Below are 20,797 nucleotides of genomic sequence, written 5' to 3'. Positions count from 1 at the left end.
GCACCACCAGGACAAGGACGTTCCATGGCAGACACCACCGCCGCGCCCGACGCACACGTCGTCGGCGTCGACTTCGGCACGCTGAGCGGACGGGCGGTCGTCGTCCGCGTGTCCGACGGGGCCGAGCTGGGCATCGCGACCCACGACTACTCGCACGCCGTCGTCGACCGCACGCTCCCCGTCGGCGGGGCGAAGCTGCCCGCCGACTGGGCGCTGCAGGTCCCGAGCGACTACGTCGACGTGCTCAAGCAGGCCGTGCCCCGTGCCCTGGCCGAGTCCGGTGTCGACCCTGCCTCCGTCATCGGCATCGGCACCGACTTCACCGCCTGCACGATGGTCCCCACGACGGCCGACGGCACGCCCCTCAACGAGCTCGAGCAGTTCGCCGACCGGCCGCACGCGTACGTCAAGCTGTGGCGTCACCACGCCGCCCAGGGCCAGGCCGACCGCATCAACGAGCTCGCGCGCGACCGCGGCGAGTCGTGGCTGCCGCGCTACGGCGGGCTCATCTCGAGCGAGTGGGAGTTCGCCAAGGGGCTCCAGCTGCTCGAGGAGGACCCCGAGGTCTACGCCGCGACCGAGCACTGGGTCGAGGCCGCCGACTGGATCATCTGGCAGCTCAGCGGTCGCTACGTCCGCAACGCCTGCACGGCCGGCTACAAGGGCATCCTGCAGGACGGCGAGTACCCGAGCCGCGAGTTCCTCGCCGCTCTCAACCCCGACTTCGCCGACTTCGCCGAGACGAAGGTCGTGCACGAGATCGGCGCCCTCGGCGACGCCGCCGGCACGCTGACCGCGGAGGCGGCCGGCTGGACCGGCCTGCCCGAGGGCATCGCCGTCGCCGTCGGCAACGTCGACGCCCACGTCACGGCCCCCGCCGCCAAGGCCACGCAGCCCGGCCAGATGGTCGCGATCATGGGCACGAGCACCTGCCACGTCATGAACGGCGCCGAGCTGGCCGAGGTCCCCGGCATGTGCGGCGTCGTCGAGGGCGGCATCACCGAGGGCTTCTACGGCTACGAGGCCGGCCAGTCGGGCGTCGGCGACATCTTCGCCTGGTACGTCCGCAACCAGGTGCCGCAGTCGTCGGTCGACGCGGCGGCAGCGGCCGGCACCAGCGTGCACCAGTACTTGACCGACCTCGCCTACGAGCAGCCCGTCGGCGCGCACGGCCTCGTCGCGCTCGACTGGCACAGCGGCAACCGCTCGGTGCTCGTCGACCACGAGCTGAGCGGCGTGATCGTCGGGCAGACGCTCGGCACCGCCCCCGAGGACGGCTACCGAGCGCTGCTCGAGGCCACCGCCTTCGGCACGCGACGCATCGTCGAGGCCTTCAACGACTCCGGCGTCCCCGTCACCGAGTTCATCGCCGCCGGCGGCCTGCTCAAGAACCGCCACCTGATGCAGACCTACAGCGACGTCCTCCGCATGCCGATCTCGACGATCCGCAGCGAGCAGGGCCCCGCGCTCGGCTCCGCGATCCACGCCGCCGTCGCCGCAGGTGCCTACCCGGACACCCGCGTGGCCAGCGACGCGATGGGCAGCCTGGACCGCGCCTCCTACACGCCCGACCCCGCTGCCGCCGACGCGTACGACGCGCTCTATGCCGAGTACCTGCTGCTGCACGACTGGTTCGGCCGCGGCGGCAACGACGTGATGCACCGCCTCAAGGCGATCAGCAGGGAGGCGCGGGGCGGCTCGCGCGCACCGGTCGCCGAGCCCGAGGCGCCCGCCGCCTCCGCCGCGCCCGCCGCCTCCGCCGGCTCGGCCGCCGCCGACACCGCCGCGGAGGTGACCGCGTGAGCTTCATCGACCGCGCCACCGAGACCGCCATCGACGAGACGCGTCGCGCCGTGTGCGACCTGCACGCCGAGCTGACCCGGTACGGCCTCGTGGTCTGGACGGGCGGCAACGTCTCGCAGCGCGTGCCCGGCACGAACCTGTTCGTGATCAAGCCGAGCGGCGTCGACTACGACGACCTGACGCCCGAGAACCAGATCCTCTGCCACCTCGACGGCACCGTCGTCGAGGGCAGCCCCGGCAGCGAGCGCAGCCCGTCGAGCGACACCGCGGCGCACGCCTACGTCTACCGCCACATGCCGAAGGTCGGGGGAGTCGTGCACACGCACTCCACCTACGCCACGGCCTGGGCCGCCCGCGGCGAGTCGATCCCGTGCGTCATCACCGCGATGGCCGACGAGTTCGGCGGCGAGATCCCGATCGGCCCCTTCGCGATCATCGGCGACGAGTCGATCGGCGAGGGCATCGTCGGCACGCTCGACGGCCACCGCAGCCGCGCCGTCCTGATGCAGAACCACGGAGTGTTCACGATCGGGAAGGACGCCCGCGACGCCGTCAAGGCCGCCGTCATGACCGAGGACGTCGCCCGCACGATCCACCTCAGCCGCCAGCTCGGCGAGCCGATCCCCATCCCGGCCGAGAGCATCGACGCTCTCTTCGACCGCTACCAGAACGTCTACGGGCAACGCGGAGCGTTGCCCCGGGCCGCAGGCTCGGACGCACACGACAGCGCTAGACCCGGACAATCGAACTACGGAGCACTCGCATGAGCATCGACACCACCAGCACCACCCCCGCCCACGTCGTCGACCCCGAGGCCTTCCTCGCCTCGAAGCAGGTCTGGTTCCTCACCGGCAGCCAGGGCCTCTACGGCGAGGAGACGCTCCGCCAGGTCGCCGAGCAGTCGAGGGCCATCGCCGACGAGCTCGCCGCCGCCTCGGGCGTGCCCGTCGAGCTGGTCTGGAAGCCCGTCCTCACCGACGCCGAGACGATCAAGCGCACCATGCTCGAGGCGAACCTCGACGACTCCGTGATCGGCGTCACCGCCTGGATGCACACGTTCAGCCCCGCCAAGATGTGGATCGGCGGCATCGACGCCCTCCGCAAGCCGCTGCTGCACCTGCACACGCAGGCGAACGTCGAGCTGCCCTGGGCCGAGATCGACTTCGACTTCATGAACCTGAACCAGGCCGCGCACGGCGACCGCGAGTTCGGCTACGTCCAGACCCGCCTCGGCGCCCCGCGCAAGACCGTCGTCGGCCACGTCAGCGACCCCCGCGTGCAGCAGCAGGTCGGCACCTGGATGCGTGCCGCCGCCGGCGCCGCCGCCATGCGCTCGCTGAAGCTCGCCCGCTTCGGCGACAACATGCGCTTCGTCGCGGTCACCGAGGGCGACAAGACCGAGGCCGAGCTCGCCTTCGGCGTGCAGGTCAACACCTGGGGCGTCAACGAGCTGGCGGAGGCGGTGGCCGCGGCCCCCGAGTCCGCGGTCGACGACCTCGTCGCCCTGTACGAGCGCGAGTACGACGTCGTCCCCGAGCTGCGTGCCGGAGGCGAGCGCCACCAGTCGCTGCGCGACGGCGCCGCGATCGAGATCGGTCTGCGCTCGTTCCTCGAGGCGGGCGGCTTCGGCGCCTTCACGACCAACTTCGAGGACCTGGGCGCGCTGAAGCAGCTCCCCGGGCTCGCGGTGCAGCGCCTGATGGCCGAGGGCTACGGCTTCGGCGCCGAGGGCGACTGGAAGACCTCGGTGCTGGTGCGTGCCGCCGCCGTGATGGGCGCCGGCCTGCCGGGGGGCGCCTCCTTGATGGAGGACTACACCTACCACCTCGTGCCCGGCGCCGAGAAGATCCTCGGCGCGCACATGCTCGAGGTGAGCCCGTCGCTGAGCTCGGCCCGCGCCTCCCTCGAGGTGCACGAGCTCGGCATCGGCGGCAAGGACGACCCGGTCCGCCTGGTCTTCACGGCCGACCCCGGCGAGGCCGTCGTCGTCGCGATGAGCGACGTCCGCGACCGGTTCCGCCTCACGGTCAACGTCGTCGACGTGGTCGAGCCCGACGCCGACCTGCCGAACCTGCCCGTCGGCCGTGCCGTCTGGGAGCCTCGCCCGTCGTTCGCCGTCTCGGCCGAGGCCTGGCTCACGGCCGGCGCCGCTCACCACACCGTGATGTCGACCTCTGTCGGCCTGGAGGCCTTCGAGGACCTGGCGCGCATCCTCGAGACCGAGCTGCTGATCATCGACGAGCACACCACCATGCGCGAGTTCACGCGCGAGGTGCGCTGGAATGCGGCGTACCACCGCCTGGCGCGCGGCCTGTAGCAGCCGTCGGAGCCAGCCGAGGAGGCGGTCCGCGCGGTCCTGAGGGACGGCGCGGGCCGCCTCCTCGTTCGTCTGCGCAGCACCCGTGGGAACACCACCTGCGCCTCCGTGGTTGCAGTCGGCATGACCGTTCCCCTCTCGATTCTGGACCTCGCCCCCATCGCACCCGGAGAGACGGCGCGCGACAGCTTCGCGGCGTCCGTCGCCCTCGCGCAGCAGGCCGAGAAGAGCGGGTACCGGCGCGTCTGGTACGCCGAGCACCACAACATGGCGACGATCGCGTCGAGCGCGACGTCGGTGCTGATCGCCCACGTGGCGAGCCAGACGTCGACGATCCGGCTCGGCTCGGGCGGCGTGATGCTGCCGAACCACTCGCCCTTGACCATCGCCGAGCAGTTCGGCACCCTCGAGACCCTGCACCCGGGGCGCATCGACCTCGGCCTCGGCCGCGCTCCCGGCAGCGACCAGGCGACGTTCCGCGCGCTGCGCCGCGACCCGGCGTCGTCCGAGCGGTTCCCGCAGGACGTCGTCGAGCTGCAGGCGTTCCTCGCCGGGCAGTCGCGCATCCCCGGCGTCAGCGCCACGCCCGGCGCTGGCACGAACGTCCCGCTGTACATCCTCGGCTCGTCCACCTTCGGGGCGCAGCTCGCCGCCGCGCTCGGCCTGCCGTTCGCGTTCGCGTCGCACTTCGCGCCGGACATGCTGCACGACGCCGTGGCGATCTACCGCCGCGAGTTCCAGCCGTCGACCCAGCTCGACGCCCCGTACGTGATCGCCGGCGTCAACGCCATCGCGTCGGACGACTCGGACGAGGCCCACCGGCAGCTCGCCGACGTGAAGCGCGCCCGCCTGCTCATGCTGTTGCGCCAGAGCGGGCAGATCACGGTCGACCGGACCTTCGGCGACGACGAGCTCGACCACCTGCTCCGCACGCCCGTCGGCGCGCACGTCGCCAGCATGACGACCTTCACCGGCGTCGGCACGGGCGAGGAGGTGGCGGACTACGTCGCCGAGTTCGCCCGCAGTGCCGACGCGGACGAGGTCATCGTCGCGCACTCGTCGCTCGCCACGTCGGCCCGCCTGCGCTCGGTCGAGCTGCTGGCCGACGCGCACGCCCGCGTCGCCGCGTAGGCCCCGCCAGCTGGCCCGCCCGCGCGTCCGCTGCCGCCGGACGTCGAGCGTTCAGGAGACGACGTCACGCCAGACCCCGACGGCCGCAGCCTCGTCCGCTCGGCGCGGCGTCGCCTGATCGGTCGACGGGGTCGGGTCGCGCGATGCCGCGTCGAGGTCTCAGGAGGCGTCGTCGCGAGCAGCCACGACGGGGGCGCTCGCGACCGTGGTCGACCGCCGTCGCCTGAGTCCTCGACGCAGCCGGTCCGGCCGCGTCGTGTCGAGGAGTCAGGAGACGACGTCGCGGGCGGCGCGGCCGGAGGGCGTCGAGCCGGGGTCGCGACGCCGTGACCTGACTCGTCGACGGGACGGGTCGAGGCGGTCTGCAGGGACCGGGACGTGAAGGAGGCGCGGGCCCTGTCGGACCCGCGCCTCCCGTCGATCTCCCGCCGGGACTACAGCCCCGAGTGGTCGATCAGGGTGCGGCGTCGCCGACGCGCCACGAGCACCGTGCCGGCGCCCGCGAGCAGCAGCGCGAGCACGAGGGCGGGGAGCGCGTCCGAGCCGGTGAAGGCGAGCGGGCCGGAGCCCGCGGCCGTGCCGGAGCCCGAGCCGCCGACACCGGTGCCGGTTCCGCCGGCCCCGCCGGTGGCGGGAGCGGAGGGCGACGGCGAGGCGACGGGGTCGGCCACGACCGAGACCGCGGCGCTCCGCACGGTGCGCGTCTGCACGCCCGTGACCGTGACCGTCCGGTCGCCCAGCGTGGCCGGTGCCGTCACCGAGAACGTCGCGACGCCGTCGATCACGTCGACCGTGCCGAGGCCGGCCCCGTCGAAGGTGGCCGAGGCCTGACGGTCGCCGTCGAGGCCGGAGACGACCACGTCGAAGGTCGCGCCCGGCGCGACCTGCGTCGGCGCGGCGATCGTCGCGTCGGCGCTCAGCGAGACCAGGTCGCGGTCGAGCTGCAGCGCGTTCGCGATCGTGAAGAAGTTGTCGGTCTGGTCGATCAGGCCGACGACGTTCGCGGCTCCCGGGCCGTAGCCGGCGACGCGCAGCTGCGTGCCGGTGTGCTGCTGCGACCCGCCGGCCGCGGCGGTGCCGTACGCGATCTTCATCGTGCTGCCGTCGACGGTGGTCAGCGCGGTGCTGAGCGTGGCCGGGGGAGTCGAGTCGACGATCTGGCTGGTGTGGGCGTGGTCGGCCGTGACGATGACGAGCGTCTCGCCGTCGGCCTCGGCGAAGTCGAGGGCCGAGCGGACCGCCTCGTCGAGGTCGAGCACCTCGCCGATCTGGCCGCACGCGTCGGCGCTGTGGTCGCGCTTGTCGATGGAGGCGCCCTCGACCTGGAGGAAGAAGCCGTCGTCGCCGTCGAGCAGGTCGATCGACTTCTCGGTCAGCGAGGCGAGCGACAGGTCGGTGCTGAGGCGTGCCGGGTTCGGCTGGCAGGTCTGCGGTGCGAGGTCGGCGCCTCCCACGGTCGCCGTCGTCGAGGCGAAGCGCGTGGGGAAGTTGCCGTCGGCGAAGGTGCCGAGCACCGGCGCGGTCTGGTCGGCGGCCGTCAGGGCGTCGAGGCCCGCCTGGTCGTTGATCCGCTGGTAGCCGCGGTCGGTCGCCTGGGCGTCGAGGGTCTGGCCGGTCCACTGGCCGGCGCGAGCCGTCTGGCGGAACGACGCCGCGCCTCCTCCGAGGGTCAGGTCGGCACGGGTGCCGATGATCTGCTCGCTGATCGAGCCGAGGCCGCCCTGGTCGAGGGCGTCCGCGCCGCACTGCGTGACCGAGTCGGGGCCGTAGCAGCTGCGCGCCGCGACGTGGGCGGCCTGCACGGCCGGGGTCGCGTCCTGCAGCTCGGCGGTCGAGACGTTGCCGGTCTTGAGGCCGTTGGCCTTGGCGATCTCGACGAGGGTGTCCTGCGGGGTGCCCGCGATGTCGACCGAGATCGCGTTGTCGTAGGTCTTCGTGCCGGTGGCCCAGGCCGAGCCGGTCGCGGCCGAGTCGGGCACGTAGTCGGGCTTGCCGTCCTTGCCGAGCGAGTAGGTCGTGTACTGGCCGGTGAGGGGCAGTGCGTCGATGCCGGGCAGCGTCCCGCCGGCGCCGTAGGCGTAGTTGCGGGCCGACGTGATCTCGCTGTCGCCCATGCCGTCGCCGATCAGCAGGATGACGTTCTTCGCCGGTCCGGCGTTCACCGACTCGAGCAGGGCTGCCGTGCTGTCGTCGGCGCTGCGGGCGGCCCCGCCGTTGTCGGCGACGTCGGCCGGCGTCGCCGCGAGGGCGACGGCCGGGCTGAGGACGAGGGCGAAGGAGGCGAGGGTCGCCGCCGCCCCCGTGGCCAGTGCCGCGCGGCGGCGGCGGGTGTTCGTGGGGGTCACGTGTCTGCTCCAGTGATCGTGGTCGCGAGTGGGCGTGCACTCCCTGCACGTCCGCGCCCAGCAGAACCTGCGGTCGTGTCCGCCCGGTGAACGGACGCGGTGCGGCAGGTGAACACCCCCGGACGGGGCACGTGAGACGACTGCGGCGACGGCGTGACCACGTTGTTGCGGCTACGGCGCGCCCGCGCTGCAGCTACGGCGCGACGTACAGCCAGAGCAGCACGACCGCGACCGGCTGCAGCACGATCCCGCCGACGAGCAGCGTCCGGCGGACGACGGGCCGCTCGGAGACGGCCGGCGCGCCGAGCAGCGGCGTCAGCGGCAGCAGCAGCCGGAACAGGCTCTGCTGCGGCAGGAACACCGCCACGAGGTAGAGCGCGAAGCTCGCCGTGAACGCGACGGTCTCGTGGCCGAGGCGCAGCGTCGACCGGCGGGTGAACCACACGGCGGCGAGCACGAGCAGCGCGACGACGAGGGCGATGCCCGCGATGCCGAGCCACCGCCCGGCGAGCAGGAACCACGGCGTCAGCGGCACGAAGGCCGGGCGGCCGACGTAGTCGACCCACCAGGCCATCTCGGTCTGCAGGTAGGCGTCGTGCTGACCGGTGGCGAGGTGCGCGACGACGGGCCAGGCGAGCCCGGCCGCGGCGACGGCCGCTCCCGCCGTCACGATCTGCACGAGGTCGCGCCGGGGCAGCACCTGCCACGGCCACGGCCGCAGCCTCGCCCACAGCTTCGGCGACGCCGACGACGCCGACCCGGCAGCAGGCTCGTGACCCGACGACTGGCCCGCATCCCGCTCCGTCCGCCAGCGCACCACGAGGTGCACGGCCAGTGCCAGTGCCAGCGCCAGGGCTCCCGGCCGCGTGAACGCCGCGACCACGCCGCACGCGAGCACGAGCCCGTACCGCCGCTGCTGCATCGCGAGCACGCCGCCGAACAGGAGGAACAGCATCAGGCCCTCCGCGTACCCGACGGAGAACAGGAACCCCAGCGGCCCGAAGCAGAGCAGCAACACGGCCCAGATCGCGCCGCGGTGCCCGACGGCCCGGTCGACGAGCCGGTAGAGGACGAGTGCGGCGCCCGCGCCGAAGGCGGTCGACAGCAGCAGGGCCGCACCGCTGAACGGCATGCCCGTCGCCACCATCAGCAGGTGGCAGAGCGTCGGGAACACCGGCAGGAACGCCCACTCGTTCGGCAGCACGTTCCCCGCCGCGTCGGTCGGCAGCACGGTCGGGTAGCCCTGCAGGGCGATCGTCCGGTAGCGGTCGGCGTCCCACGACGTCGTGAAGTCGAGCAGCGAGAGCTCGGCGCCCGGCGTGCGGAACTCGACGCCGGCGAGGCGCGCGACCTCCCAGACCACGGCGAGCAGCACCAGGGAGAAGACGCGCGACACCAGGTAGACGGTCAGCACCGACGACCAGCGGGCGGGCAGCCACGACGCGAGGTCCGGCGACCGGCGCCGACTGACGTCGGGGCGCAGCGAGGAGGCGGTGGTCGCCCCGTCGCTCACGGAGCGTCCCCGAAGCTGGTCATCCGGAAGACGTTACCCCGCGACGGGCGGCGGGGCGGCCCCGGGCACGCCGGGGTCGCCCAGGGGCCAGCCGGGACTGCCGGGTCGCCACGGGACGCCCCGGCAGGGCACGATGGCCAGATGACCCTGCCCTCCCTCGCCGCGCTCGGCATCGACCCGGTCACCGCCGCGGTCTACGAGTTCGTGCTCACCTGCGGCGACACCGTCGACGTCGCCGCCATCGCCTCCGCCCGCGAGCTGGACGACGCCGTCGTCGTCACCGCCCTCGAGCAGCTGCGCAACATCGGCCTCGTGCACCGCACCGCCGAGGGCCACGGCCGCCAGGCTCCCGGCTACGGGGCCGTCGACCCCCGCGTCGCGGTGTCCGCCCTCGTCGCCGCCCACGACGAGCAGCTCGCCGACGCCCGCACCGCCGTCTCGGGCCTCGGCGCCCTCTTCGACGACGGCCGCCGGGTGGCCGACCCGTCGGGCACGACCACGGTCCTGACCGGCCACGCGGCGGTGGGCGACTGGTACTCCCGGCTGCAGCACCGGGCGAGGGGCGAGTTCCTCGCGTTCGACCGGCCGCCGTACGTGGTCGCCACGAACGAGTCCGTCGAGCGCGGTGCGCTCAACCGCGGCGTGCACTGGCGCGCGATCTACACCGTCGCGAGCTTCACGGTCGACGGCAGCCTGCAGGGCGTCCACCGCCTCGGGGCGGACGGCGAGGAGGCGCGGGTCACCCACGACCTGCCGGTCAAGCTCGCGATCGCCGACCGCCAGGTCGCGCTCGTGTCGGTCGGGCCGCTCGACGACCCGACGGCCGCCCCCGAGGCCCTCCTCACGGAGTCGCCCGCGCTGATCGCCGCCCTCTGCGACCTGTTCGAGTCGCGCTGGCGGACGGCCGTCCCCGTGCCCGCCCTGGCCGAGACGGCCGGCGCCGCGGGCAAGGGGGCCGGCGCCGCCGTCGACTGGTCCGAGGTCGCGGCCCGGCTCGCGGCGGCCACGCAGGGCTCGGGCCCCGGCGTCCCCTCCGACGTGCTCGCAGCCGGGGCCGGCCGTGTCTCCGCCGACGGCCCGCCCGACCCGGCGACCGGCCTCCGCGCCCCGACCGTCGACGAGCGCGACCTGCTCGCGTTCGTGGCCGCCGGCGCCACCGACGACGTCATCGCCCGCCAGCTCGGGATCTCGCCCCGCACCCTGCGCCGACGCCTGCACGACCTGTTCGACGAGCTCGGCGCGAGCAACCGCTTCCACGCCGGCGTCGAGGCGGCACGGCGCGGCTGGGTCTGACGCACGCCCCGCTCGGCTGACGCACGCCCTGTGCGGCCGATCCGCGCCTCCTCGCCTCGTACCCCGTCGAGGAGGCGCGCGTCGGCGGGCGGCCTTGTCCAGTGGGCATCGTGGGGGACCGGGCGTACCCCGTTCGGCTGCGTCCGTGTAAATTCCGTGGCCGGTCGAGGACAGTGGCCGGGTTCGGCCATGGCCCCCGGTTGAGGGGCGTCGCATTCTCAGGTAATTCTTACGGATCGACCGTGCCCGACCGGGTGCGGCACCCGGAAGGCACCCTGTGATCACATCGTCCGGCCGACGACGGCCGAAGGCTCCACTCTCCGCACTGCTCATCTCGGGACTCGTCGCCGCCGGCGTCGTCGCGCTGCCGGCCACCTCGGCCCTGGCGGCCGACGGTCCCGCCGTGGTCGGCGACTCCCAGTTCGCGAGCGGGTCGTACATCGTCACGCTGCGCGAGCCCGCGGCCGCGACCTACGAGGGAGGCAAGGCCGGCTTCGCCGCCACCGCCGCCCCCGAGGGCGCGCGCCTCGACGCGTCGGCCGCGCCGGTGCAGGAGTGGTCCGAGCACCTCGAGCAGACCCAGGCCGACGTGGCCGGGGCGGTCGGCGCCACGGTCGACGCGCACTTCTCCGTGACGACGAACGCGTTCGCCGCCGACCTCAGCGCCGACCAGGCGCGGGCGCTCGCCGCCGACCCGTCGGTCGCGGCGGTCTCGAAGAACGAGCTGCTGAAGCTCCAGGCGACGCCGTCGACCGAGTTCCTCGGGCTCGGCGACGCCGAGGGGAACGGCGGCGTGTGGGACGAGATCGGCGGCCGTGACGCCGCGGGCGACGGCGTGGTCGTCGGCATCATCGACTCGGGCATCGCCGCGGGCAACGCCTCGTTCGCGGGCGACTCGCTGGGCGAGCAGGACAGCGCCGAGCCGCACCTCGAGGGCGACTCGATCGTCTACGACAAGGGCGACGGCGGCACCTTCACCGGCGTCTGCCAGACGGGCGTCCAGTTCACCGCCTCCGACTGCAACACGAAGCTGGTCGGCGCGCGCTACTTCGTCGACGGCTTCGGCGTCGACAACATCGGCACGGAGGAGCAGGGCGAGTACCTGTCGCCCCGTGACGGCAACGGCCACGGCTCGCACACGGCCTCGACCGCGGCGGGCAACGCCGACGTCGAGGTGACGATCGGCGACCGCGACTTCGGCACCATCTCCGGGGTCGCCCCGGCCGCGAAGATCGCGGCATACAAGGTCTGCTGGGACGGCCCCGACCGGGTCGCCACCGACGACGACGGCTGCGCCACGCTCGACCTCGTCGCGGCCATCGAGGCCGCGGTGACCGACGGCGTCGACGTCATCAACTACTCGATCGGCGGAGGCGGCGCGACGAGCACCTTCTCGGCCACCGACCAGGCGTTCCTCGGCGCGGCCTCAGCGGGCGTCTTCGTCGCGGCCTCGGCCGGCAACGACGGCCCCACGCCGACGACCGCGGACAACGCGGCGCCCTGGATCACCACCGTCGCCGCGAGCACGGTCCCGAGCTACGCGGCCACCGCCCTGACCGGCGACGGCGCCTCGTACCTCGGCGGCTCGATCACGGTGCCGACCGGCACCGAGGGCGTCAGCGGCCCCCTCGTCGACGCGGCGACCCTCGCGGTCGACGGCGCGACGGCGGCCGACGCGGCCCTCTGCCGACCCGACTCGCTCGACGCCGACGCGGCCGCCGCCTCCGGCGCGATCGTGCTCTGCGACCGCGGCGTCTACGACCGCACGGCCAAGAGCGCCGAGGTCGAGCGCATCGGCGGCGTCGGCATGCTGCTCGTGAACCCCGCGCCCAGCTCGGTCGACCTCGACGAGCACGCCGTCCCCACGGTCCACGTCGACGCGGCGTCCCACGACGCCCTGCACGCCTACGCGGCCACCGAGGGCGCGACGGTCAGCCTCGTCGACGGCAACCCCGCCGGCCTGCCCGAGCCCGCCACGCCCCAGATCGCCGGCTTCTCGTCGCGCGGTCCGGTGACGGCGGACGGCGGCAACCTGCTGAAGCCCGACATCTCCGCGCCCGGCGTCGCGATCCTCGCCGACGGCGCCAACGCCGCGGGCGAGCCCGGCAGCTACGAGTTCCTCTCGGGCACGTCGATGTCGTCGCCGCACGTCGCGGGCCTCGCGGCGCTCTACCTGTCGCGCACCGTGCACCCCGACTGGACCCCGGCCGAGGTGAAGTCGGCCATGATGACCACCGCCTACGACCTCGTCGGAGCCGACGGCGCCCCGACCCAGGACGTCTTCGCCCAGGGCGCCGGCCACGTCGACCCCACGGCCTTCCTCGACCCGGGCCTGCTGTACCGCAGCGGAACGGCCGACTGGCAGGCGTACGTCAACTCGATCGACACGATCGAGGGCACCGACTCGTCGCTGAACCTCCCCTCGATCAGCGTCGGCTCGCTCGCGGGCACGACGACGGTCACCCGGTCGGTCACCGCGACGGGCCCGGGCACCTGGACGGCCGAGCCGGTCACCATGGCCGGCGTCACGGCCGAGGTCTCTCCCTCGACGCTGACCTTCGCGGAGGCAGGCGAGACGCAGGACTACACGGTCACCTTCACCCGCACCACGGCCGCGCTCGACGAGTTCGCCACCGGCTACCTGACGTGGACCGACGGCACCCGGGACGCGCGCAGCCCGCTCGCGGTGCGGCCCGTCCAGCTGGACGTCGCCGCGGAGTTCGCGGGCGAGGGCGTGACAGGCGAGGCGACGGTCGACGTGACCGCCGGCGACGCCCTGTCGCTGCCGCTCGCCGCCGAGGGCCTGGCCCTCGGCCAGGTCGCGACGGGCTCCGGGACCGCCGGCGCCGACGCCGCCCAGGTGCCGCTCACGGTCGCCGAGGGCACGACGCACGCCCGCTTCGTGCTCGACTCCGCCGAGGACACGGCCGACCTCGACCTGCTCCTCTACACCGCCGACGCGTCGGGCCAGCCCGACGAGCTGGTCGGCACGGCAGCCACCGGCTCGGCCGACGAGCAGCTCGACGTGGAGACGCCGGCGGCAGGCCAGTACGTGCTGCTCGTCGACTTCTACTCGGGCGCGGGCGACCTCGGCTGGACGCTGACGTCGTACCTGCTCGACCCGGCCGCGGCCCAGGGCGGCCTCGCCGTCGACCCGGCCGTGCTCGAGGCCGGGCTCGGCGAGACCACGACGGTCACCGCCTCCTGGTCGGACCTCGCGTACGAGAGCAGCTACCTCGGCCGCGTCGTCTACGGCGACACGGGCACGGCGAGCTACCTCACCGTCACCACGGGCGAGGAGCCCGAGACGCCGGTCGACCCGGGCCCCGGCCCGGGGGAGCCCGGCGGGCCCGGCCACGGCGGACCCGGCCACGGCGGGTTCGACCTGCCCGGCCTGATCGGCTGGATCTGGGGCGCCATCGGCGACCTGTTCCACCGCTGGTTCCCGGGGTTGCCCTGGCGCTGAGCCGAGGCTGACGCCACAGCGGGCTGACGCCACAGCGGGCTGACGCCGCAGCGGGCTGACCGCGCAGGAGGCGGCCCGCACCTTCCCCAGGAGGGTGCGGGCCGCCTCCTCGTCCGCCGCCTGACCACGCGCCGGACGACGCGCCGGATGGCCCCTGAGCGCACCCTGCGCCTCCGTGAAACACGAAGGGACTAGGTTCGTCACTCGTGACTGGACAGAACGGCAACACCATGCGCGTGGTGAGCTACAACCTGCGCGAGCACACCGCCAAGGGCGAGATCCGGGCCCTCGCCGAGGACCACAGCGCCGACGTGCTCTGCCTGCAGGAGGCCGACACGAAGGACATCCCCGACGAGTTCGGCGAGTTCTCGCTCGCGGCGTCGACCCGGAACAACCGGCTCGGGCTCGCGGCGTACTACCGCCGCTCCCGCTTCGAGCTGTTGGGCACCAACGTCTACGCGCTGAAGAAGAGCATGCACGACCGCGTCATGTCGCCCGCGCACGAGCGCCTGCTGGCGATGCACCTGCACGACCGCATCTCGGGCGCCGACGTCCTGATCGGGTCGTTCCACGCCGCGCCGCTCACCGCCACCAACGGGCTGCGCAAGAAGCAGGTCGAGTCGGCCCACCAGCTGATGCGCGCGCTCGCGCCCGGCGTGCCGATGCTCATGGTCGGCGACTTCAACTACCCGTGGTTCCACGGCGGGCTCAAGAAGCGCATCGAGCGCGACGGCTTCGTCCTGACCCGCAGCAGCACGCCGACCTACCTCGGCTACAAGTACGTCAAGGGCCACTTCGACTTCGCGACGAGCTACGACCTCACCATCGAGGACGTCGTCACGCTGCCCGCCGGCATCAGCGACCACCGGCCGATCCTCGTGCGCGCCACGGGGCTCGCCACGGCCTAGCGGAGCTTCCTCCGGCGAGACGACGACGAGAGGTCCCGGTGCGTGTGCACCGGGGCCTCCCGTGTGTCGTGCTGTCGTGGCGTCGACGCGCAGGTCGCGACGGGCGTCGAGGAGGCGGGTCGCGCCTCCTCGGGACCTGCCTAGGCGGCGAGCGCGAGCGCGTGGGCGCTCACGGCGTAGGCCTGCACGATGGTGCGGCTGGGCTCGCGGCGCCAGCTGCGGCCGGGGATGACCCAGCCCTGGGCGCCCTCCACGGTGACGGTCGCGCCGACGCGGACGTCGTCGGTGACGACGTCGCTCCAGGCGCGGACGACGAACTCGGCGCCGGAGGCGTCGACGACGACGAACTCGGCGAGGCGGGCGGTGGACAGGACGGGCTCGGTGGTGACCGTGCCGCTCAGGGTGGTGATGTTCTCGTTCATGCGTGTTCTCTTCTTCGATGTGTGCTGTGTTGCTCAGCGTCGTGGCACGCAGCGCGGGGCATGCGTGGACCGCCGTTCTCGGCGGTGGGGCGGACGGATGTCCTCAGGCTCGGGGAGCCTGGTCGGGCCTCGTCTCGGGCGACGACCGGTGAGTAGGCGAGCGGGTGAGGCTCGGACCGGGGTTCTCGAGATGTGCAGACAGGATCTGCAGGCTGTTCGACTCGGCCTGCGTGTGGACGACAGGGCCGTGAGTCGGGAACGATCTGAGAGGATCGTTGCCAAGCGACCTGCAACGGTAACACGGTCGGGACGGATGCACCAGGGCTGATCCGTGACGTCGCTGAGAACGCCGCGGGAGGCGGTGGTTCGATGGGTGCATGACATCGATCCCCACCATCACCCTGAACAACGGCGTCGAGATCCCCCAGCTCGGCTTCGGCGTCTACCAGGTCGAGCCCGACCAGACGAAGGACGCGACGCTCACCGCCCTCGAGGTGGGCTACCGCCACATCGACACGGCGCAGATGTACGGCAACGAGGCAGGCGTCGGCGAGGCGCTGCGCGAGTCGGGCATCGACCGCTCCGAGATCTTCGTCACCTCCAAGCTCAACAACGGCTTCCACCGTCGCGACGACGCCCTGAAGGCGTTCGACGGCACGCTCGAGGCGTTGAACGCCGACTACGTCGACCTGTTCCTCATCCACTGGCCCCTGCCGACCACGGACGTCGACTACCTCGAGACCTGGAAGGCGCTCGAGGAGATCTACGCCACGGGCCGCGCCAAGGCCATCGGCGTCTCGAACTTCCACCAGCCGCACCTGCAGCGCCTGCTGGACGAGGCCGATGTCGTGCCCGCCGTGAACCAGATCGAGGTCCACCCCTACCTCACCAACGACTCGCTGCGCCTCTTCGGCGTCGAGCACGGCATCCACACCGAGGCGTGGTCGCCCATCGCCCAGGGCAAGGTCCTCGAGGACCCGACCCTCGTCGAGATCGCGGAGCGCGTCGGCAAGTCGACCGCCCAGGTGACCCTGCGCTGGCACGTGCAGCGCGGCGACATCGTGTTCCCCAAGTCGGTCACGCGCTCGCGCGTCGAGGAGAACTTCGCGCTCTTCGACTTCGAGCTGTCCGACGCCGACGTCGCGGCCATCACGGACCTCGACAAGGGCGAGCGCACGGGTCCCGACCCCGACACGTTCGACTACATCCCCAGCTGAGCTGCGAACGGGTCAGGTCAGGTGAGCTGACCTGACCCGTCCGGCCCCCGGGCCGGGCCCGGCTGTGCCGACGGGCCGGTCTCCCCGCAGGGGGAGACCGGCCCGTCCTAGTAGGGTCGTCGTCTGCACGGGAGGCCTACCCGAGGCGTCCCCGCGCTACCAGGAGCGAGTGAACAGGGTGCGAACAGTCGTCGGCGTGCTGCGCCTCGTCGTCGCCGCCGTGGGCACGGCCGCCCTCGTGTCGTACTTCTTCTACACGCTCGGCTTCTCGACCTTCTCGACGGTCAACTACTTCGCGTACTTCACGCAGCAGAGCAACATGGCGAACGTGCTCGTCCTCGCCGTCTCGGGGGCGCTGTCGCTCCGGGGCCGACCCGAGGGCCGCGCCTTCGCCGCGGTGCACGCCCTGGTCACGACCTACGTCGTCGTGTCGGGCATCGTCTACGGCATCATCCTGATCGAGTCGCTGAGCAACGACTTCGCGATCGGCGTGCCCTGGTCGACCCAGGTGCTGCACTTCTGGATCCCCGGGTTCCTCGTGGTCGACTGGGTGCTCGCCCCCGGGCGCACCCGCGTCAGCTGGGCGATGCTGTCGGTCGTGCTGGTGTTCCCGGTCGTCTGGGGCATCGCGACGATCGTGCGCGGCGCGGACGTCGGCTGGTACCCGTACTTCTTCCTCGACCCCGCGCAGGTGCGCTGGCCGGACGAGTTCGTGATGTACAACGCGATCGCCCTGGGCGTCATCGTGGGGGTCATGTCGGCGTTGATCGCGCTCAGTCACCTGCGGCCGGGGCCGCGGCCGGGCGTGCTGCTGCGGCGCGGCCAGCGCGCCGAGGCCGTGGGGGCTGAGGTCGGCGGCGCCCAGGTCGGTGGCGCCGAGGTCGGGGGCGCGGAGGTGCGCCGCGCCGGCGAGGATCAGCCGGCCGGTGCCTCCGACGAGTCCGTCCCCGCGGCGGGGTCGGACGTGGACTCGGGCGCTGCCTCGGGCACGAGGTCGAAGTAGGGCGCGAGGCCGGCCAGCGCGTCGGCGACGGCCTCGTCGTCGCCGAGCTCGAGGCTCGCGACCGCGTCGTCCCCGCCCGCCAGTGCGACGAGCACCGGCTCGCCCGTCGAGGGCATCAGGTTGACGAAGACGCGGAAGCCCGAGGCACCGTCGACCGTGGTCAGCACCGTCGCCTCCGTGCTCCACGCGCGCTCGTCGAAGCGCAGCCAGAGCACCTCCTGCTGGGCGACGCCGAGCGTCTCGATCGCCGCCGTGTGCGTGGTCGGCAGCTCCGGGGCGAACTCGGTCGTCCCCTCCTTCAGGACGCCCAGCGGCAGGGTGACCACGACGCGGTCGACCGACAGGCTCTCGCCGGTGGCGAGGCGGAGGCCGACGCCGCGGTCGCCGTACTGGATCCGGGCCACCGTGCTGCCCCGCAGCACGTCGAGGCCGTCGAGCTGCGCCTCGACGAACGCGGACAGGTCGCCGGTGACGAACGGCTCGCCGAGCGGGAACAGGCTGCCGAGGTCGGCGGCGACGAGCTCGCCGACGTCGCCCGGGTCCTGTCGCTCGGCGAGGTCGTCCGGCCCGGCGCCCCAGCGGACGGGCAGCGCCTCGTCGAGCACGAACTGGAGGCGGGCGGCGTCGGACACGCCCGAGGCGTCGGGCTCGAGCGACTGCTGCTCGGGCCCCGCGCCGGCGCCGGTGACGGCCTGCGCGACCGTCACGGAGGCCGCCTGGTCGTCGGCCCACCCGGCGGCCGACGCGAAGGAGCGCTCGGGGACGCCGTCGAGCGAGGTCGCCTGCCCGCCGGAGGACCGCACCTCGAGCACCTCGCCGAGGCGCACGGTGTCGACCCGGCCGAGGGCGAGCGCGGCGCTGAGAGCCGTGGCTGCCTGGCCGTCGAGGGAGGCGGCGCCCAGCTGGACGGGGAACGGCCAGTCGCCCCCGGTGTACGAGGCGACTCGGCCGCCCACGCGGTCGCGGGCCTCGACGACGACGACGTCGTAGCCACGTGCCGCGAGGCTCCTGGCTGCGGTGGCGCCGGACATCCCGGCGCCGACGACGGCGATGCGCTCGCCCTGCTCGGCGACCCCGGCGACGGCGTCCGCGACGTCGAAGCCGCTGGCGCGGGCCCCGCCGAGGGTGCCCGGCGCCGTGCTCGCGGTGGCCTCGCCGGCGAAGAAGACCCGGTCGTCGACCGGGCGGCGGAGCGCCGCGCGGTCGTCGTCGGACGACGACGTGGTGAGGTAGCTGCCCGACCCCCGCGCGAACGGGTCGTCGGCCCAGCTGCTGCGGCGGAACGCGGACGGCGTCGGCCCGGCCGAGGGGGTGGCGGTCGGGGTCGGCGTGGGCGTCGGCGTCGGCGTGCTGCTCGGGGTCGTCGGCGCGGGGGAGGGGCCGTCGGTCGTGCAGGCCGCGAGCAGCAGCACGGCGGCCCCGGAGGCCGACCCCGTCAGGAACGCTCGACGACTGATGCCCATGGTGCGTCCATCATCGCAGGGCGGGGGCCCGTGCGGCGACGTGCGCGGCGGGGCGGACCACCACGTGCGCGGCGGGGCGGACCACGACGTGCGCGGCGGGGAGCGCCGCGACGTGGGGGCGGGGCCGACCGCGACGCGGGCGCGCCTCAGGCGTCGACGGCCTCGAGCCAGGTGCGGAGCAGGTCGGTGACCTGGTCGACGGGCATCAGCGACGACGCGTGGTCCTGCCCGACGAGCTCGAAGAACGCCGCGGTCGGCATGCGGCGGGCGGCGTCCTGCGACTCGCGGTGCCGTGCCTCGTCGCGGGTGCCCGCGATCAGCAGCGTGGGCACGGACACGTCGTCGAGCTGCTTCGCCGTCAGCCCGCCGCCCGTCTCGGCCGCCCGGAAGAACGCCGCCAGGGCGAGCGGGTCGTCGCTCATGAAGGCGAGGCGCGTCGCCGGGTCCAGGCGACGGCCCATGGTGTGCTCCCAGCGCTCGACGAAGGCGGGCATGCCCCCGGTCAGGAGCGCCTCCTCCCAGTCCGGGGCGAACGTGGCGCCGATGTTGCCGTTCATCGGGGCCCAGCTGCCGCCGATCGTGGTCAGGGTGCGGAGCAGCTCGGGCTCGTGCGCGGCGATCGACAGGCCGACGCGGGCGCCGAACGAGTAGCCGACGAAGTGGACCGGCGCGAGGCCCGTCGCGGCGAGGACGGCCGCGACGTCGCCGCGGTGCAGGGCCATGTCGTACGAGGCGGCGTCGTGCGGCGCGCCGCTCCGCCCGTGGCCGCGCAGGTCGAGGGCGACGACGGTGAAGTCGCGCTCGAGGTCGCGCAGGTAGCCGAGACCGCGCCACGCGCCGCGCGACAGGCCCGAGCCGTGCACGAGCAGCAGGGGCGGCCCCTCGCCCGCGACCTCGTACGCGATCTCGGTGCCGTCGACGGGGTTCTGGACGTGGTCGCGCATCGGACCAGTCTGGCAGCGCGGCGACCCGTCGACGACTCAGGTGCCGTCGTCGCCAGGCGGCTCGGCACCGGCGCGGCTCCTGCCCGCCGGCCCGCGCCTCCTGAGTCCTCGACGCGTCCCGCTCACCCCGGCGCCGCCTCGGTGATCCGCCGTCGGCGCGGCCGGGCGGCCGGGCGGGCGGCGTGGGCGGCGCGCGGGCACGATGGATCGATGATCGACGGGTGGACTGCCGCACAGGTGAAGGCGGCCGAGCAGCCGCACCTCGACGCGGGCGAGCCGCTGATGCAGCGCGCGAGCGCAGGGCTCGCGCACGAGGTGGAGCGGCTGCTGCGGGCCCGGGACCGCTGGCCCGCGCCCGTCGTGCTGCTCGTCGGCAGCGGCAGCAACGGGGGCGACGCGCTGTTCGCGGGCGCCGCGCTGGCCGACGCGGGCTGCGCCGTCACGGTCGTCCCGACCGGCAGCCGGCTGCACGAGGAGGGGCTCGCCGCGGCCCGCGCCTCCGGTGCCGTCGTCGACGAGCCGACCCGGTGGTCGACCGTCGAGGAGGCGGGCGCCCGGCTCCGGGAGTCGGGCGCGGCCGTCCTCCTCGACGGCGTGCTCGGCACCGGCACGAGCGCCGACCCGGCCCTGCGAGGCCCGGCCCGTGACGTCGTCGCGGGGCTGCTGCCCTGGGTCACGGCCGCCGACGGCCCGCCCGTCGTCGCGGTCGACGTGCCGAGCGGCATCGGCCCCGACGACGGTGCCGTGCCCGACCCGACCGTGCTGCCCGCGACCCTGACCGTCACCTTCGGCGCCCACAAGGCCGGGCTCCTGATCGAGCCCGCCGCCGCGCTCGCGGGCGAGGTGGTGCTCGTCGACATCGGCCTGCTGCCCGACCTGGCCGCGGTGCCGCCGGCGGTCAGCGTGCCCGAGCCCGCGCCGTGACGGCGGTGCCCTGACGGCCTGGACCCGAGGGCGCGGCCCAGCAGGTCG

The 20,797-nt window shown here is 73.9% G+C and carries 15 protein-coding genes; 10 read left to right on the top strand and 5 right to left on the bottom strand.

From position 1 onward, the window contains the following. Positions 1-24: 24 nt before the first annotated feature. The 4 genes from araB to ITJ48_RS06315 all read left to right on the top strand — a co-directional run bounded on the left by araB (position 25) and on the right by ITJ48_RS06315 (position 5,251). Positions 25-1,803: a ribulokinase gene (gene araB / locus ITJ48_RS06330; protein WP_194612828.1), complete on the top strand. Its 1,779-nt coding sequence runs from the start codon at positions 25-27 to the stop codon at positions 1,801-1,803. Continuing rightward, on the top strand, positions 1,800-2,570 hold the full coding sequence (locus ITJ48_RS06325) for an L-ribulose-5-phosphate 4-epimerase (protein ID WP_194612827.1): 771 nt from the start codon (positions 1,800-1,802) through the stop codon (positions 2,568-2,570). The genes araB and ITJ48_RS06325 overlap by 4 nt, the downstream gene beginning before the upstream one ends. After that, positions 2,567-4,120, top strand: coding sequence for an L-arabinose isomerase (araA, locus tag ITJ48_RS06320; protein ID WP_194612826.1), 1,554 nt, complete (start codon positions 2,567-2,569; stop codon positions 4,118-4,120). The genes ITJ48_RS06325 and araA overlap by 4 nt, the downstream gene beginning before the upstream one ends. A gap of 123 nt (positions 4,121-4,243) precedes the next feature. Beyond that, positions 4,244-5,251: an LLM class flavin-dependent oxidoreductase gene (locus ITJ48_RS06315; protein ID WP_123546789.1), complete on the top strand. Its 1,008-nt coding sequence runs from the start codon at positions 4,244-4,246 to the stop codon at positions 5,249-5,251. Between the two features lie 434 nt (positions 5,252-5,685). On the opposite strand, the gene phoA is transcribed toward ITJ48_RS06315, so the two are convergent. Beyond that, positions 5,686-7,596 (bottom strand): alkaline phosphatase, encoded by a 1,911-nt coding sequence (gene phoA / locus ITJ48_RS06310; protein WP_194612825.1) that lies wholly within the window; start codon positions 7,594-7,596, stop codon positions 5,686-5,688. Between the two features lie 193 nt (positions 7,597-7,789). After that, a complete protein-coding gene (locus ITJ48_RS06305) occupies positions 7,790-9,109 on the bottom strand; it encodes a hypothetical protein (protein WP_194612824.1) in 1,320 nt (439 codons plus the stop codon). Between the two features lie 141 nt (positions 9,110-9,250). Here ITJ48_RS06305 and ITJ48_RS06300 point away from each other — a divergent pair, with 141 nt between their 5' ends. From ITJ48_RS06300 to ITJ48_RS06290, 3 genes are all read left to right on the top strand, one after another. Next, positions 9,251-10,402 carry a LuxR C-terminal-related transcriptional regulator gene (locus ITJ48_RS06300; protein WP_194612823.1) on the top strand — a complete coding sequence of 384 codons (1,152 nt, stop codon included), beginning with the start codon at positions 9,251-9,253 and terminating at the stop codon, positions 10,400-10,402. A gap of 277 nt (positions 10,403-10,679) precedes the next feature. Beyond that, a complete protein-coding gene (locus ITJ48_RS06295) occupies positions 10,680-13,868 on the top strand; it encodes a S8 family peptidase (protein WP_194612822.1) in 3,189 nt (1,062 codons plus the stop codon). A gap of 206 nt (positions 13,869-14,074) precedes the next feature. Then, the gene (locus ITJ48_RS06290) at positions 14,075-14,776 is read left to right on the top strand and encodes an endonuclease/exonuclease/phosphatase family protein (protein WP_370544803.1); all 702 of its coding nucleotides are present in this window, start codon (positions 14,075-14,077) and stop codon (positions 14,774-14,776) included. Between the two features lie 140 nt (positions 14,777-14,916). On the opposite strand, the gene ITJ48_RS06285 is transcribed toward ITJ48_RS06290, so the two are convergent. Beyond that, positions 14,917-15,198 carry a hypothetical protein gene (locus ITJ48_RS06285; protein ID WP_123546785.1) on the bottom strand — a complete coding sequence of 94 codons (282 nt, stop codon included), beginning with the start codon at positions 15,196-15,198 and terminating at the stop codon, positions 14,917-14,919. Positions 15,199-15,575: 377 nt separating this feature from the next. On the opposite strand from ITJ48_RS06285, the gene ITJ48_RS06280 reads away from it, so the two are divergent. Both ITJ48_RS06280 and ITJ48_RS06275 read left to right on the top strand, forming a co-directional pair. After that, positions 15,576-16,415, top strand: coding sequence for an aldo/keto reductase (locus tag ITJ48_RS06280; RefSeq protein ID WP_192042245.1), 840 nt, complete (start codon positions 15,576-15,578; stop codon positions 16,413-16,415). 178 nt (positions 16,416-16,593) lie between these two features. Beyond that, positions 16,594-17,418, top strand: a complete 825-nt coding sequence (locus ITJ48_RS06275) for a Pr6Pr family membrane protein (RefSeq protein ID WP_194612821.1) — start codon at positions 16,594-16,596, stop codon at positions 17,416-17,418. On the opposite strand, the gene ITJ48_RS16095 is transcribed toward ITJ48_RS06275, so the two are convergent. Then, complete coding sequence (locus tag ITJ48_RS16095; protein ID WP_228506213.1) at positions 17,331-18,881, bottom strand: FAD-dependent oxidoreductase; 1,551 nt, start codon at positions 18,879-18,881, stop codon at positions 17,331-17,333. The two genes, ITJ48_RS06275 and ITJ48_RS16095, sit on opposite strands and share 88 nt — an antisense overlap. A gap of 146 nt (positions 18,882-19,027) precedes the next feature. Next, positions 19,028-19,825 carry an alpha/beta fold hydrolase gene (locus ITJ48_RS06255; RefSeq protein ID WP_194612820.1) on the bottom strand — a complete coding sequence of 266 codons (798 nt, stop codon included), beginning with the start codon at positions 19,823-19,825 and terminating at the stop codon, positions 19,028-19,030. Positions 19,826-20,035: 210 nt separating this feature from the next. On the opposite strand from ITJ48_RS06255, the gene ITJ48_RS06250 reads away from it, so the two are divergent. Continuing rightward, a complete protein-coding gene (locus ITJ48_RS06250; protein ID WP_194612819.1) occupies positions 20,036-20,749 on the top strand; it encodes an NAD(P)H-hydrate epimerase in 714 nt (237 codons plus the stop codon). Positions 20,750-20,797: the final 48 nt, after the last annotated feature.

The organism is Frigoribacterium sp. VKM Ac-2530, from assembly GCF_015350835.1.
Classification (GTDB): Bacteria; Actinomycetota; Actinomycetes; order Actinomycetales; family Microbacteriaceae; genus Frigoribacterium.
Note: the sequence above shows the minus strand (reverse complement) of the source record. Positions and strands in the feature narration are given on the sequence as shown.